The organism is Trinickia sp., from assembly GCF_035492435.1.
In the GTDB taxonomy this organism is placed as follows: Bacteria; Pseudomonadota; Gammaproteobacteria; order Burkholderiales; family Burkholderiaceae; genus Trinickia.
The window spans coordinates 16,292-30,095 of the sequence record NZ_DATJJF010000156.1; the positions used below are offsets into that span (position 1 = coordinate 16,292).

14 protein-coding genes and 1 pseudogene are annotated in these 13,804 nt (G+C 62.1%); 13 read left to right on the top strand and 2 right to left on the bottom strand.

Annotation, left to right across the window (positions count from 1 at the left end):
• Positions 1 to 20 precede the first annotated feature (20 nt).
• Entirely contained in the window at positions 21 to 785 is a 765-nt protein-coding gene (locus VL598_RS11750) for an AraC family transcriptional regulator (protein WP_325326896.1), read from the bottom strand.
• A 265-nt stretch (positions 786 to 1,050) separates the two neighbouring features.
• Between VL598_RS11750 and VL598_RS11755 the strand changes: the two genes are divergently transcribed.
• From VL598_RS11755 to VL598_RS11815, 13 genes are all read left to right on the top strand, one after another.
• A complete protein-coding gene (locus VL598_RS11755) occupies positions 1,051 to 1,407 on the top strand; it encodes a hypothetical protein (protein WP_325326897.1) in 357 nt (118 codons plus the stop codon).
• A gap of 22 nt (positions 1,408 to 1,429) precedes the next feature.
• The gene (locus tag VL598_RS11760) at positions 1,430 to 2,038 is read left to right on the top strand and encodes a secretion protein EspA (RefSeq protein WP_325326898.1); all 609 of its coding nucleotides are present in this window, start codon (positions 1,430 to 1,432) and stop codon (positions 2,036 to 2,038) included.
• A 62-nt stretch (positions 2,039 to 2,100) separates the two neighbouring features.
• Positions 2,101 to 2,580, top strand: coding sequence for a SycD/LcrH family type III secretion system chaperone (locus VL598_RS11765; RefSeq protein ID WP_325326899.1), 480 nt, complete (start codon positions 2,101 to 2,103; stop codon positions 2,578 to 2,580).
• Between the two features lie 3 nt (positions 2,581 to 2,583).
• Positions 2,584 to 4,008 carry a type III secretion system translocon subunit SctE gene (gene sctE / locus VL598_RS11770; RefSeq protein ID WP_325326900.1) on the top strand — a complete coding sequence of 475 codons (1,425 nt, stop codon included), beginning with the start codon at positions 2,584 to 2,586 and terminating at the stop codon, positions 4,006 to 4,008.
• 16 nt (positions 4,009 to 4,024) lie between these two features.
• A complete protein-coding gene (locus tag VL598_RS11775) occupies positions 4,025 to 4,612 on the top strand; it encodes a pathogenicity island effector protein (protein WP_325326901.1) in 588 nt (195 codons plus the stop codon).
• A 13-nt stretch (positions 4,613 to 4,625) separates the two neighbouring features.
• Positions 4,626 to 5,072, top strand: a complete 447-nt coding sequence (locus VL598_RS11780) for a secretion protein (protein ID WP_325326902.1) — start codon at positions 4,626 to 4,628, stop codon at positions 5,070 to 5,072.
• Between the two features lie 226 nt (positions 5,073 to 5,298).
• Positions 5,299 to 6,495 (top strand): phosphoglycerate kinase, encoded by a 1,197-nt coding sequence (locus VL598_RS11785; RefSeq protein ID WP_325326903.1) that lies wholly within the window; start codon positions 5,299 to 5,301, stop codon positions 6,493 to 6,495.
• Between the two features lie 170 nt (positions 6,496 to 6,665).
• Positions 6,666 to 8,102, top strand: coding sequence for a pyruvate kinase (gene pyk / locus VL598_RS11790; protein WP_325326904.1), 1,437 nt, complete (start codon positions 6,666 to 6,668; stop codon positions 8,100 to 8,102).
• Positions 8,103 to 8,282: 180 nt separating this feature from the next.
• The gene (gene fba, locus VL598_RS11795) at positions 8,283 to 9,347 is read left to right on the top strand and encodes a class II fructose-bisphosphate aldolase (protein WP_325326905.1); all 1,065 of its coding nucleotides are present in this window, start codon (positions 8,283 to 8,285) and stop codon (positions 9,345 to 9,347) included.
• 210 nt (positions 9,348 to 9,557) lie between these two features.
• Positions 9,558 to 10,448 carry a phosphoribosylaminoimidazolesuccinocarboxamide synthase gene (locus VL598_RS11800; RefSeq protein ID WP_325326906.1) on the top strand — a complete coding sequence of 297 codons (891 nt, stop codon included), beginning with the start codon at positions 9,558 to 9,560 and terminating at the stop codon, positions 10,446 to 10,448.
• 58 nt (positions 10,449 to 10,506) lie between these two features.
• Positions 10,507 to 11,055, top strand: coding sequence for a 5-(carboxyamino)imidazole ribonucleotide mutase (purE, locus tag VL598_RS11805; protein WP_414718706.1), 549 nt, complete (start codon positions 10,507 to 10,509; stop codon positions 11,053 to 11,055).
• 149 nt (positions 11,056 to 11,204) lie between these two features.
• The gene (locus tag VL598_RS11810; protein ID WP_325326907.1) at positions 11,205 to 12,434 is read left to right on the top strand and encodes a 5-(carboxyamino)imidazole ribonucleotide synthase; all 1,230 of its coding nucleotides are present in this window, start codon (positions 11,205 to 11,207) and stop codon (positions 12,432 to 12,434) included.
• A gap of 37 nt (positions 12,435 to 12,471) precedes the next feature.
• Positions 12,472 to 13,512, top strand: a complete 1,041-nt coding sequence (locus VL598_RS11815) for an L-threonylcarbamoyladenylate synthase (RefSeq protein WP_325326908.1) — start codon at positions 12,472 to 12,474, stop codon at positions 13,510 to 13,512.
• A gap of 49 nt (positions 13,513 to 13,561) precedes the next feature.
• Here the strand turns inward: VL598_RS11815 and VL598_RS11820 are convergent.
• A pseudogene (locus VL598_RS11820) lies at positions 13,562 to 13,804 on the bottom strand (acylhydrolase); the annotation flags it as partial.

Consider the following 13,804-nt stretch of genomic DNA (forward strand, 5'->3'; position numbering starts at 1 on the left):
CGACGCCTCGTGGGGATCTCTTACTCGCCGTTGTGAACCGATTCAGCCGGCGCCAGCCGGTTCCGCTCGATTGTTCTCGTTGCCTGCAACCGAATTTGAGTGGGGTTGCAAAGAAAGCGCTTGCGAAAGCTGTCAGTGAAATGCGCATGGTTGGAAAAGCCGCATTCGAGCGCGATATCCAGCACACGCATCGAGGTCGACAGCAACATCTCGCGGGCGCGGGAAAGCCGCGTCTCGAGTAGCCAGCGCTTTGCCGGCATGCCGTACTTCTCGTGAAACAACACGTTGAACTTGCGCACCGGCATGTCGAACTCGCGCGCGAACCGTTCTACCGACCACTGCTGGAGGCAATTCGCGTCGATGAAGGCGAAAAGGTCTGCGTCGCCCGCTATCGCGTATCGCACGAGGGCCGAGAAATACCCGCGATCAAGGGCCAGGCAGTACGCGTAGAGAAACCGTAGCAACGTGTGCGGGGCCGCAGCAGCAAGCAGAGACAGGGTGTCGAGGACGCCGCCGGACGTTTCGACGATGCGCACGGGTTCCGGCACGAAACGCAGATGCGGCGTTTCGGCGAGCAGATCGACGATCTCCGGATGCAGCCGCTGAAAGTCCGCCGAACAAAAGTCGATCGTGTGCAGATGCGTTTCGCCCGACAGACCACATGCGCCGAATGCCACCGCTTCACCGGAAGTGGCCACGATGCTGCAGGCCGGAATCGCATGCAGGGTGCCCCTCACGAGCACGCGGCCCGGCTCTTTGCCATATAGGAAGCGCACGTTTTGCATGACTTTCGTCTCGAGGGTGTGCTGTTGTGCGAAGGCACATGGTGCAGTTTGGCGCGTGACTGCGGGAATCGGGTGAGCACCTGAACACGAGGCGTGCCGGCATGCACGGCCGCTCATTCGCACATCGATGTCGGTTCATGTGCAAAAAAACGCAGCGTCGGAAGACTTTCGAAAGTCGCCTGCGTGAGCGCTGCCTACCATTTGCCCATCGACATGCTCGCCACGACGGAGGGGTACTGCCGAAATGATCACGACTGGAGGGGATATGAAACAGCTCGATCAGTTCAGGGCGCTGCTGGCCGATTTGCGGCGACATGAATCGGCATTGAAGACGCAGGCACTCGAGTACGCAGCGCTTGAACGCGAGATTGACCGATTGCGCGAACGCGCTGCTATCGACCCCGATGCACGTAAAAAACTACAAAGACTCGACGATGTCATGAAGTCGGGCGGCGCGCAGTTACAGGAGAGGATAGCCGAAAAGGCCGCGAAGCTAGCGACGGTATGCGATCAGCTCGGGGAGCAGTTAAAGGGCGTATCCAGCGGCGATGAACGCCTCGGCGGCAATACGAGATCGCAGAAACCCGCGGCACCTAAACGGGTTGCCCGGACCTTTGTTTGACCTTTGAGGGAGGAACCCATCGATGAGCACAGTCATGACTCCGTTTTTGATGAACCACAATCACCATGTCGGCCGTGATTCCGGCGTATCGACCACCACGAACGGCGTGCCATTCGATCAGAATGGTTTGGACGCGCTCCGAAACAGCGATTCGCCCTTCGGTAAGGGTGTCTTGACGATGAGCGACATGATGGCGTTGCTCAACGTTCTGGCCAATAAGCGGATGGACGACATCGAAAACAAAATGAAGGTCAGTGAGAACGCGCAGAACATGGCCAATAGAATGGAAAACGTCATCGCGAAGATTTCCGATCCGACCAAAGATCACGAAGAGGTGCCGCAAGACGTCATTGATTACATGGCAAAAAACGGCATCCTCGTCGATGGGAAGAGCGTTAACGACTTTATCAGCGCCAGCAAAGAGAGTGACGGCAAGCTCAACAAGGCGAACCTGATGGATATCAAATCGGCGCTCGAAAGTCAGTCGACCGAAGCCTCCAACTTCGTGCAAACGAGCACGCTGAAAATCCAGCAAATCATGCAGACGTACAACATTGCGGCGCAGATGACCAACAGCCTGCAAAGCATGGGTGCCGAAATGAACAAGTCGATCGCGTCGTCGATCCGCTAATCACAGCAACCGGTGACGGGCTCGGTCAATGACCGCCTCGTCACCTCATCGATCAAACGAACATGACCACGCCGAATTCGAACGCGCAGAGCGACGACGAAGTGTTGCAGCGATTCTTCGCGCGCGGTGGCTCTGTCTGGATGCTCGCGGATATCGCGAAGGAGGACTTGAATACGCTGTATGCCTACGCGACGCAGTTGTTCGAAGCGGGCGAATTCGCGGCGGCACGCAACGTTTACCTGATCCTCGCGCGCGTCGACCATTGGAGCTTCGATTATTGGTTTGCGTTGGGCCTCTGTTGTCAACGGCTTAGCGCCCATGAGGAAGCCGTCTTTTGCTTTGGCCGGGCCGGCATGATCCGCATAGACGATCCGCGCGGATCGTTCTTCGCTGGCATTAGCTATCGCGCGCTCGGCAACGAAGCGTATGCGCACAAGGCATTCAATGCGGCTATCAAATGGTGCGCTCGGCAGCCTCAATACGAGGAGATCAGAGCAATCGCAAGCGAGCAACTGGCGTGCTGCACATCACAGGAGAACTAATCGATGTCTGCCATATCGAGCTTGAGATTCGCAGAGTCCACAGCGCCCGGGCCTGCATCGCAGTCGATCGACGGGAATAAGAAGAAGACCGGTGTCGATGGAGTCGACTCACTCGGCGGATTGACGGGCGCCTCGGCACTTCGTGAACTGTTTCAGAGGCAAGGCCCATCTCGCTGGGCGAAGCCCATGTCGGCGGACGACGTTGTGTCGCTAGAAAAAGCGGCACGGGCGCTCGAGCGAGTCATGCAGCGTCTAGGGGGAGGTCGGACCGAAGATGGCGTATCCAGGCTGCAAGACGTGGAAAAGCAGCCCATGGAAACGTTGATGCTCTCGGCCACACTGCTGACAGTGCAGGCGCTTGGCAATGTCGCACAGGCGAAAAGCAAGGCGCTCGAGATCATGGGGGAAGCGCAACAGCGCGCGAGAGAGAAGGAAGTCCAAGAGCTGCGCGAGCAGATCGACAAAGCCGTTGAGCAGCAGCACAAGGCCAAGAAGGGCGGCATCTTTGGCGCCGTGTGTGACTGGATCGTATCGGCGGTCGAGGTCGTCTCGGGCGTCGCGAAGATCGTCGGCGGTGCGATGACGGGCAACGCGATGATGGTGGCGGGCGGTGCCATGGACCTCTTGGCGGGGACGTCCGGCCTCGTGAAAGCCATGGCCGAGACGTTGGCACTCATCGATACGGCGCATGCCGACAAGTACAAGTCCATTGCTGCCACTGCCGGCAAGATACAACTCGCTTTCGAAGTGGCTGGGGCGGTGGTCGACGTCACGAGCGCGGCGCGCAACATGGTGATGACGAAGGTCATCCCGAAGGCGGCCGAGAAAGTGCTGCAGGAAGGTGCCGAGCACATGATCGCCGCCGCGGTGAAGGAGGGCGGCAAGGCGGCGATCGAAAAGGCGGGCAAGGCCCTGAGCGAGCAAGTCGTCAAGGAGGTCTCGAAGGAAGTCCTTGAGGTGCTCGGACAAGAGACCGTCGAGAAGATTATCCAGCAGGCTGTCGAGACCGTGGCTAAGCGTGCGGCGAAAGAAGGCACGAAGATGGCCACGAAGGAGCTGACCGAGCAGATCGTCAAGGAAATCCGCCGCGCGGTCATTGAGGCGGTCGTAAAGGCGGCGGTCCACTCAGCGGTCAACGTGACGCGGGGCGTGGTGGACGCTTCGAACAAGATTTTTTCCGGTGTGACCGAAATCGAGAAGGCGAAGCTGCAAAAGCAAATCGACCTGCTTGTCGTCGATCAACAATGGCTTCAGGCTTTGTTTGGTATGTACGAGCAGTCCAAGAAGGACACGCAAGAGAAAACGAAGAGCTTGATAGAGGGCCAAGCGAGCGCGCTCGAGGGTGGAGTCACGCAGATGAAAGAAGCGACGACCATCACCGTGCGAGGCGTAGCGTCCATGGGACACGTCGCCGTGGCGACGGTATGAATTCAAGGAGCGAAAAATGAGCAATGTTCAACCCAGCACTGGCGATCGCGTCCCTGCTTGCGTGCCGGCCGCGGAACCCGGCAGTGCGGTATCGAGTACAAACGGCTGTAACGGTGCCGCACAGTCGATCAGTTCCCTTATTTTTCTCGTGCAAAAGCTCAATATCGACATGCGCGATATGGAGCGCCAATTCGCGAGCAAGATGCAGGACGTCGTATTCGATCGACAAGTGGCTGCCTTGCAAATGAAGCGAGAGGCAATCCTGAAGAATTTCGACGCTTCGATCGTTTCTGCCGCGGGGCAGATCGCGGCTGGCGTTTTGAGTCTCGGCGGATCGGCCTCGGGCAGCATCTCCATGAAAGGGTTGGCGGAGGGAGGCGGCAAGAGCATCGAGGGGATCGAAGGCATGCAAAACGCGGAGCTCGTGCGCGATGCCAAAGAGACTCAGATGGACGGTGAGATCCAGGAGGAATGGGCGAAGCAGTTCGAGCGCTCGCTCGAGCAAGCGATCGGCCGTGCCAACGAGGCGTCGCATCAACTGGTGCAGACGACCACCGATTTGGTCGCATTGCAAGGGCGCATTTCAGAGGCGGTGCGGTTCTAACCGGAGAAGACAGATGACGACAGCCCCTCTGGATTCCGTCACGGTGTTCCTGAAGTCCCAAGGGATCGAGCCGACGGTCGCTTACTTTGAATCGAGCGATTTCGTCATCGGTTGGCGGATTCGCACGGGGGGCTTCGAACTTGTCTATCGCGTCGAGGGCGATCAACTGATCGTCTGCGATTTCGAGGCGATCGACAGCGAGGGGAACCCCAACGGCGCAGTGGCCGCGTTCATACGTTTCGTTCACCGCATCGAGCGACAGGTTCCCCAGCTTGCCCTTGTCAGAGGCATGTTCATCGAACCCTTATCGAACCCAACGCTTTGTAGCCACCGGCGGCGGCTCGCACACGTGCTGCAGTCGCAAGGCGCGGCATGGCGGGTAATCGACGGGGATCCTTGGCTCGTCTATCCCATCTCAGCAGACAAAAACGCGGCGAGTACCAAGCCGGTGCGGGTGTAGGCGAACCGGGTCACTGCGCAGGCAGCATCGCCCGGCTCTGCGGTGTTTTGTCGCAGCATCCTGTCGACATCGCCTTTCTTCTGTTGTCTTCTGTTCGTTTGAGCGCCGGGCTGAGGCAGTGATCGGCTAAAATGCGTCTTTGCCGCCGCGCTCTCACGCGCGCCCCACGGCCGCGCCGCGCACCGTACGCGACGCCCCGCCTACAACCCCCAATGCGAACATTCCCATGAGCCAAGTATTGCGTCTCTCCGATCTGATCGCGAAAGGCTTGCTCTCCGGCAAGCGCGTTTTCATCCGGGCCGATCTGAACGTCCCGCAAGACGACCAAGGTCATATCACCGAGGACACACGTATCCGCGCATCGGTGCCGGCCATTCGGGCCGCGCTCGATGCGGGCGCAGCCGTGATGGTCACCTCGCACCTCGGTCGCCCGACGGAAGGCCAGTTCAAGCCCGAGGATTCGCTCGCGCCTGTCGCCCGGCGTCTTTCCGAGGTGCTCGGCCGTGACGTCCCGCTCGTGGCAAATTGGGTCGAGAACGGCGTAGACGTGAAGCCAGGCGAAGTGGTGCTGCTTGAAAACTGCCGCGTCAACAAGGGTGAAAAGGCGAACTCGGACGAGCTCGCGCAAAAGATGGCGAAGCTTTGCGACATCTATGTCAACGATGCGTTCGGCACGGCGCACCGCGCCGAGGCGACGACGCACGGCATCGCTCAATACGCCCCCATCGCCTGCGCCGGGCCGCTGCTTGCGGCGGAGCTCGACGCACTCGGCAAGGCGCTCGGCAACCCCAAGCGTCCGCTCGTTGCCATCGTCGCGGGCTCGAAAGTGTCGACCAAGCTGACGATCCTGAAGTCGCTCGCCGAGAAGGTCGACCAACTGATCGTCGGCGGCGGCATTGCCAACACCTTTATGCTGGCAGCAGGCCTGCCGATCGGTAAGTCGCTCGCCGAAACCGATCTCGTTGGGGAAGCCGAGGCGATCATCGAGGCGGCGCGCTCGCGCGGCGCCTCGGTACCCATCCCGGCGGACGTCGTGACGGCAAAGGCGTTTTCGCCCACGGCCGAGGCCGTGACGAAAACCGTCTCGCAGATCGAATCCGACGACATGATCCTCGATATCGGCCCGCTAACGGCCCGCGCGCTCGCCTCGCAACTCGCGAACGCCGGCACTATCGTGTGGAACGGGCCGGTCGGCGTGTTCGAATTCGACCAGTTCGGCAATGGCACGAAGACGCTTGCCGAGGCGATTGCCCATTCATCGGCGTTCTCGATCGCGGGCGGCGGCGATACGCTCGCCGCGATTGCGAAGTACGGTATACACGACAAGGTGAGCTACATTTCGACTGGCGGCGGCGCTTTCCTCGAGTTTCTCGAAGGCAAGAAGCTGCCGGCCGTCGAAGTCCTCGAATCGCGGATGAGCTAGCCAGTCAGACCGGCCGCCGGCGACTGAAACGTCGAGCGGCCCCGAACACCACAAAGCGACGCCGGCACGAACCGGCGCGCGACCGGCGCGAACGCCCGATGTGGCGTCGATGCCGACGCATCCGACTCGCAGCGCCTCAACCCGCGATTCAACCGAGATGAGGTGTTCACATGCATCGCGCCACCAAGATCGTTGCCACCATCGGCCCGGCGTCGAGTTCGCCCGAAACCCTGTTTCAACTGATCCGAGCGGGCGTCGACGTCGTGCGTTTCAACTTCTCCCATGGCACGGCCGGCGATCATCGGCAGCGCGCCGAGGACGTGCGCGAGGCAGCACGCGGCAACGGCCGCGAAGTGGCGATCATGGCCGACCTGCAAGGGCCGAAAATTCGCGTCGGCAAGTTTGAAAACGGCAGGGTGCAGTTGACGGCCGGCGAGCCGTTCATTCTCGACGCCCACTGTGAGCTGGGCAACGAAGCGCGAGCGGGGCTCGATTACAAGGATCTGCCCCGCGATTTAAAGCCCGGCGACATGCTGCTCCTCAACGATGGACTGATCGTGCTGACGGTCGAGCGAATCGTCGGCGATGAAGTTCGCACCATCGTCAAGGTGGGGGGCGAGCTGTCGAACAACAAGGGCATCAACCGCCTGGGAGGCGGCTTGACGGCATCGGCGCTGACGGCCAAGGATGTGGAAGACATCGGAACCGCGATGGCGATCGGCGCCGACTACATCGCGGTGTCCTTTCCGAAAAGCGCGACCGACATGGTGACGGCCCGCCAGCTGGCGAACATCGCCGGCGCGCCCTTCGGGGCGAAGCCGAAAATGATCGCGAAGATCGAGCGCGCCGAGGCCATTCCGGAGCTGCAAGGCATTCTGGACGCCTCCGACGGCATCATGGTGGCGCGTGGCGACCTTGCTGTCGAAGTCGGCAACGCCGCGGTGCCTGCGCTGCAAAAGCGCATGATTCGCATGGCGCGCGAGTCGAACAAGCTCGCGATCACGGCCACGCAGATGATGGAATCGATGATCCACGCGCCGGTGCCGACGCGCGCGGAAGTGTCGGATGTCGCCAATGCCGTGCTCGACGGCACCGATGCCGTGATGTTGTCGGCCGAGACGGCCGCGGGCAAGTACCCGGTCGAAACGGTGGAGGCAATGGCGGCCATTTGTGTCGAAGCCGAGAAGTCGGAGCATGTCGAGCTCGATCGCGACTTCCTCGACCGGACTTTCACGCGAATCGACCAAACGGTCGCGATGGGGGCGTTGTTCACCGCGCACCACCTCGGTGCAAAGGCAATCGTGGCGCTGACTGAATCAGGTGCTACCGCCTTGTGGCTTTCGCGTCACTCAACGCATGTGCCGATCTTCGCGCTGACGACGCGCGCGGCGAGCGAGCGTGCGATGGCGTTGTTCCGGAACGTGACGCCGCTTGCGAGCGAGACCAGCAGCGACCGGGACCAAGCGCTGAAGCAGGCCGTCGAATTGGTGGTTTCGAAGGGGTTCGCTACGCGCGGCGACATGGTCGTGCTGACCGTGGGCGAGCCGATGGGGCAGGCGGGCGGCACGAACACGCTGAAAATCGTGCGCGTTGGCAACCCCTATTGATCGATTTTCGCGCTCGCGCCATACCGGCAGCGGCCGCGAAAAACAACGCTTATGACGGATTGGCGGAAGCCGGCCAACAATGTAGTCGGGGATGAAGCCCGCTTCGCGATAAAATCTCGTATTCGCAGGAGTAGGTGCCGCCCGAGCACCCCGAAATCCATCCCCCAAGGAGTACTGAGCATGCCTCTCGTATCAATGCGTCAACTGCTGGACCACGCGGCCGAGCACGGCTATGGCCTGCCGGCATTCAACGTAAACAACCTCGAGCAGGTCCAGGCGATCATGTCCGCGGCGGACGAAGTGGGCGCGCCTGTCATCATGCAAGCGTCGGCCGGCGCGCGTAAATACTCAGGCGAGCCGTTTCTGCGCCACTTGATCGAGGCTGCGGTCGAATCGTATCCGCATATTCCTGTGGTCATGCACCAGGACCACGGGCAATCGCCGGCCGTCTGCATGGCAGCGATCAAAAGCGGCTTCACGAGCGTGATGATGGACGGATCGCTCGAGGCCGACGGCAAGACGGTGGCTTCCTACGAGTACAACGTCGATGTCTCGCGCAAAGTGGTCGAAGTGGCGCACTCGATCGGCGTGACGGTCGAGGCGGAACTTGGCGTCCTTGGTTCGCTCGAAACGATGAAGGGCGACAAGGAAGACGGACACGGCGCGGACGGCACGATGACGCGCGAGCAGCTTTTGACTGACGTCGAGCAGGCTGCCGATTTTGTGCGCGCGACGCAGTGCGATGCCCTCGCGATCGCGATCGGCACGTCGCACGGCGCCTATAAGTTCACGAAGAAGCCGACTGGCGATATCCTCGCCATTGAGCGCATCAAGGAAATCCATGCGCGCATTCCGAACACGCACTTGGTGATGCATGGCTCCTCATCGGTGCCGCAGGAGTTGCTCGCCGAGATCCGCGAGTTTGGCGGCGACATGAAGGAAACGTATGGCGTGCCGGTCGAAGAGATCCAGGAAGGTATCAAGCACGGCGTGCGAAAGGTCAACATCGATACCGATTTGCGGCTCGCGATTACGGGCGCGATCCGGCGCTATTTGGCCGAGAACCCGTCCAAGTTCGATCCGCGCGATTACCTGAAGCCGGCCCGCGAAGCTGCGAAGAAGGTGTGCATCGATCGTTACCGCGCCTTCGGTTGCGAGGGGCAGGCTGGCAAGATCAAGCCGATTCCGCTCGAGAAGATTGCGGAGAAGTACAAGTCCGGCGAGCTCGCACAACTGGTGCGTTAAGCCGTCCGGCGTGCCCGGCGCCGCCGCGCGAAGCGTGAGCTGGCAGCCCGGGCGACCTTGCAGGAAGGCCCGCCGTTCCCGCAGCATTGATGGGAACGGCGTTTGCGTTTTGTGTTTTTGTGTTTTTGTTATTTGTCTTTGGCGTTTCGAGAATGTGTCGAGCGCCGGTTTTATCCGTTTGCGGTTTTCTTCTACTGACGGTCCACGACGATGTCTACCCTTTACGAATCCTCGCTTCGCTCGCTGCCGCTTCTCGGCCGCGGCAAGGTCCGCGACAACTACGCAGTCGGCGACGATCGCCTGCTCATCGTCACGACCGACCGCCTTTCGGCGTTCGATGTCGTGATGGGCGAGCCGATTCCGGACAAGGGCCGCGTGCTCAATCAGATGGCGAACTTCTGGTTCGATCGTCTCGGGCATATCGTGCCGAATCATTTGACGGGCGTGGCACCCGAGACGGTTGTCGCACCGGATGAGGTCGAGCAAGTGAAGGGGCGGGCTGTTGTAGTGAAGCGCCTTACACCGATCCTCGTGGAGGCCGTCGTGCGTGGCTATTTGGCCGGCAGCGGCTGGAAGGATTATCAGGCGACGGGGGCGGTGTGCGGCGTGACGCTGCCGCCGGGGCTCGCCAATGCACAGAAGCTGCCCGAGCCGATTTTCACGCCAGCGGCGAAGGCCGAGATCGGCCACCACGACGAGAACATCACGTTTGACGAGGTTGAGCGGCGCATCGGCAAGGCGCTGGCCGCGGACATTCGCAACATCTCGATCCGCCTGTACCAGGAAGCGTCCGAGTATGCGGCGACGCGCGGCATCATCATCGCCGATACGAAGTTCGAGTTCGGTCTCGACAGCGACGGCAAGCTCGTTTTGATGGACGAAGCGCTGACGGCCGATTCGTCGCGCTTCTGGCCGGCTGACCAGTACCTCGTCGGCAGCAATCCGCCGTCGTTCGACAAGCAGTTCGTGCGCGATTGGCTCGAGACTCAAGATTGGAACAAGGCACCGCCTGCGCCGCAGTTGCCTGCGCCTGTTGTTGCGAAGACGAGCGAAAAGTACCGGGAAGCGCTCGAGCGGCTGACGGGGCAAGTACTCGCTTGATATACGCTATACGCAGACGAAACGATGGATTCTCGACGCCAGAGAAGGAAAATGGACGATGAGCGAAGCAGTTGAGACAGCCCTGAGCTTGGACAGCACCGAGACCGTGCATACGCACGTCGCGCCGGTCGTCGGCGTGCTGATGGGATCGAGTTCCGATTGGGACGTAATGAAGCACGCAGTGTCGATCCTGCAGGAGTTCGGCGTGCCGTACGAAGCGAAGGTCGTCTCCGCTCATCGTATGCCCGACGAGATGTTTGCGTACGCCGAATCGGCCATGGCGCGCGGTCTGCGCGCGATCATCGCCGGAGCGGGCGGGGCTGCGCATCTGCCGGGCATGCTCGCCGCGAAGACGACGGTGCCCGTGCTCGGCGTACCCGTCGCGAGTAAATACCTGAAAGGCGTCGACTCGCTGCATTCGATCGTGCAAATGCCCAAGGGCGTGCCCGTCGCGACGTTCGCGATCGGCGAAGCCGGCGCGGCCAACGCGGCGCTGTTCGCGGTGGCGCTGCTCGGCGGAACGTCGGAGGCGTACGCGCGGGGGCTCGCTGAGTTCCGCATCCGGCAAAACGAGGCGGCCCGAGCCATGGTGCTGCCCGCGCTTTGACGTTGCGTTTTGTTGTTCTTTGCGTGCTTCGCGCGCATTAGAGATTGAGATAAGACCGGTCCGGCGAGTCGCGCTGGACGGGACGAAGCGGAATCGACTGCGCTTGAACCGGCGCGCCATGCGCGCATCGGGGCGCGAGATGCATTGAAATGAGTCAAGTCACTACACTTTCTTCCCCGATTGCGCCCGGCGCTTGGCTGGGCATGATCGGCGGCGGTCAACTCGGCCGGATGTTTTGCTTTGCCGCGCAAGCGATGGGCTACCGTGTCGCCGTGCTCGATCCCGACCCGACGAGCCCGGCCGGCAGCGTCGCCGACAAGCACCTGCGCGCCGCCTATACCGACGAGGCAGCGCTGACGGAGCTCGCTCGCCTCTCGGCTGCTGTTTCCACCGAGTTCGAGAACGTGCCGGCTGCAAGCCTCGACTTCCTGGCGCGCACGACCTTCGTGAGCCCGGCCGGACGGTGCGTCGCGATTGCGCAGGACCGGATCGCCGAAAAGCGCTTTATTTCGAGCTGCGGCGTGCCGGTGGCGCCGTATTTGGCAATTGAGTCCGCCGAGGCGTTGGCCGCGCTCACCGACTCCGAGCTCAACGCCGTGCTGCCCGGTATTCTCAAGACAGCGCGCCTGGGTTATGACGGCAAGGGACAGGTGCGTGTCGCGACGGCAGACGCCGCGCGCGAGGCGTACGCCGCGCTCGGCGCCGTGCCGTGCGTGCTCGAAAAACGTCTGCCGCTCAAATTCGAAGTTTCCGCGTTGATCGCGCGCGGCGCGAACGGGGCGACAGCCGTCTATGCGCTCGCGCAGAACACGCATCAGAACGGCGTCCTCTCGCTCACCGTCGTGCCCGCGCCGGACGCGACGCCCGCGCTGGTTGGCGAGGCGCAGCAGGCGGCGACACGCATCGCCGAGGCGCTCGGCTACGTGGGCGTGCTGTGCGTCGAGTTTTTCGTGCTCGAGGACGGCTCGCTGGTTGCCAATGAGATGGCGCCGCGTCCGCACAATTCTGGCCATTACACAGTCGATGCCTGTGCGGCGAGCCAATTCGAGCAGCAAGTGCGGGCGATGACCGGCATGCCGCTCGGCGACACGCGCCAGCATTCGCCGGCGGTCATGCTCAACATCCTCGGCGACGTCTGGTTTGCGGGAAGCGGATCGACGGGGAGCGCTCCCCCGGCATCCGTTGGTGACATGACACCTGTTACGCCGCCTTGGCACGAGGTTGCGGCAATAGCGGCCGCACGACTGCATCTGTACGGCAAAGAAGAGGCGCGTCCGGGGCGTAAGATGGGGCATATCAACTTCACGGCCGCAACGCTCGACGAAGCGTGCACGGCTGCACGCGAGTGCGCGCGGCTGCTGCGTATTTCGCTCGATTGAGACGGGCGCGCAATCTGAAAAGATCGCGCATCGAACGATGTCTTCCAGCTTGATACCGCCGGCCGCGCCCGCCGTCACCGAGGCGCAGATTCAACAGGCCGTCGCGCTGCTCGACGCGGGGGAGCTCGTCGCGTTCCCCACTGAGACCGTTTATGGGTTGGGCGCTGACGCCGAGAATCCACAGGCGGTGGCCCGGATCTACGCGGCAAAAGGGCGCCCCGCCAATCATCCGGTGATCGTGCACCTGGGGCCCGGCGGCGATCCTCATTACTGGGTGCGCGAGCTGCCTGCTGACGCGCAAAAGCTCATCGATGCCTTCTGGCCAGGGCCGCTCACGCTGATTCTCAAGCGGGCTGCGCACATTCCCCCGGCGGTCAGTGGGGGGCAGGACTCGGTCGGCCTGCGTTCGCCCTCGCATCCCATCGCGCAGGCGCTGCTAGGTGCCTTCGACGCGCGGCGCGGCGGGCGTGCCGGTGTGGCGGCCCCCTCGGCGAACCGCTTCGGCCACGTGAGCCCGACGACGGCACAACATGTGCGCGATGAGTTCGGGGATACCGTTCATGTGCTCGATGGCGGCGCGTCGGAAGTCGGCATTGAATCGACGATCGTCGATCTTTCGCGGGGTTTTCCGGCGTTGCTGCGGCCGGGTCACGTTACGCCGCTCGAGATCGCCGAGGTGCTCGGTGTTGCCCCTCGGCTGCCCGACGGCAGCGACGCGACGGCTCCGCGTGCCTCGGGCACCTTGAAGGCACACTACGCGCCGCGTACGCCGCTTGCGCTTTTGCCGTTCGCCTCGCTCGAGCCGCTTCTGGTTGGAGCACGTGAGGGGGGCATGCGCGTTGCGCTCATTGCACGCCGCTCAAGTGCCGGGGACTGGGCACAAACGCCCAACGTGAACTTTATCGCGGCCCCGGACGATCCGCGCCGATACGCACGCGAGCTATACGGCTTGCTGCGCACGCTCGATGGAGCGCGCGTGGCACGCATCCTCGTCGAACAGTTGCCCGACACGCCCGAATGGATCGCCGTCAACGACCGGCTCGGGCGGGCTGCTGCGGCGTTCGAATCCCACGAGTAAATCCCCGGCGCAAACGCTCACGCGTGCGCCGGGCTCGACTGCGCTGCGCTCAATGACCGATGCCGGCTGCGGCAATTTGCTGTTCGACGTACTGCGCAAAGAGCAGATGCGTGTGCGTCGTCGGGTGCACGGTGTCAGCGAAAATGTAGGTCTGGTCTGCGTTCGCTGTCGTATAGACCTGCGGCGAACAGAACAGCGAAGACGCGAGCGACTGGCCGAATTGCGGCGCCGTTTGCCCCGGTGTCAGCACGCTCGGATTTGCCGTCGCGTAGTTCGTTGCACTCGTCTGCAT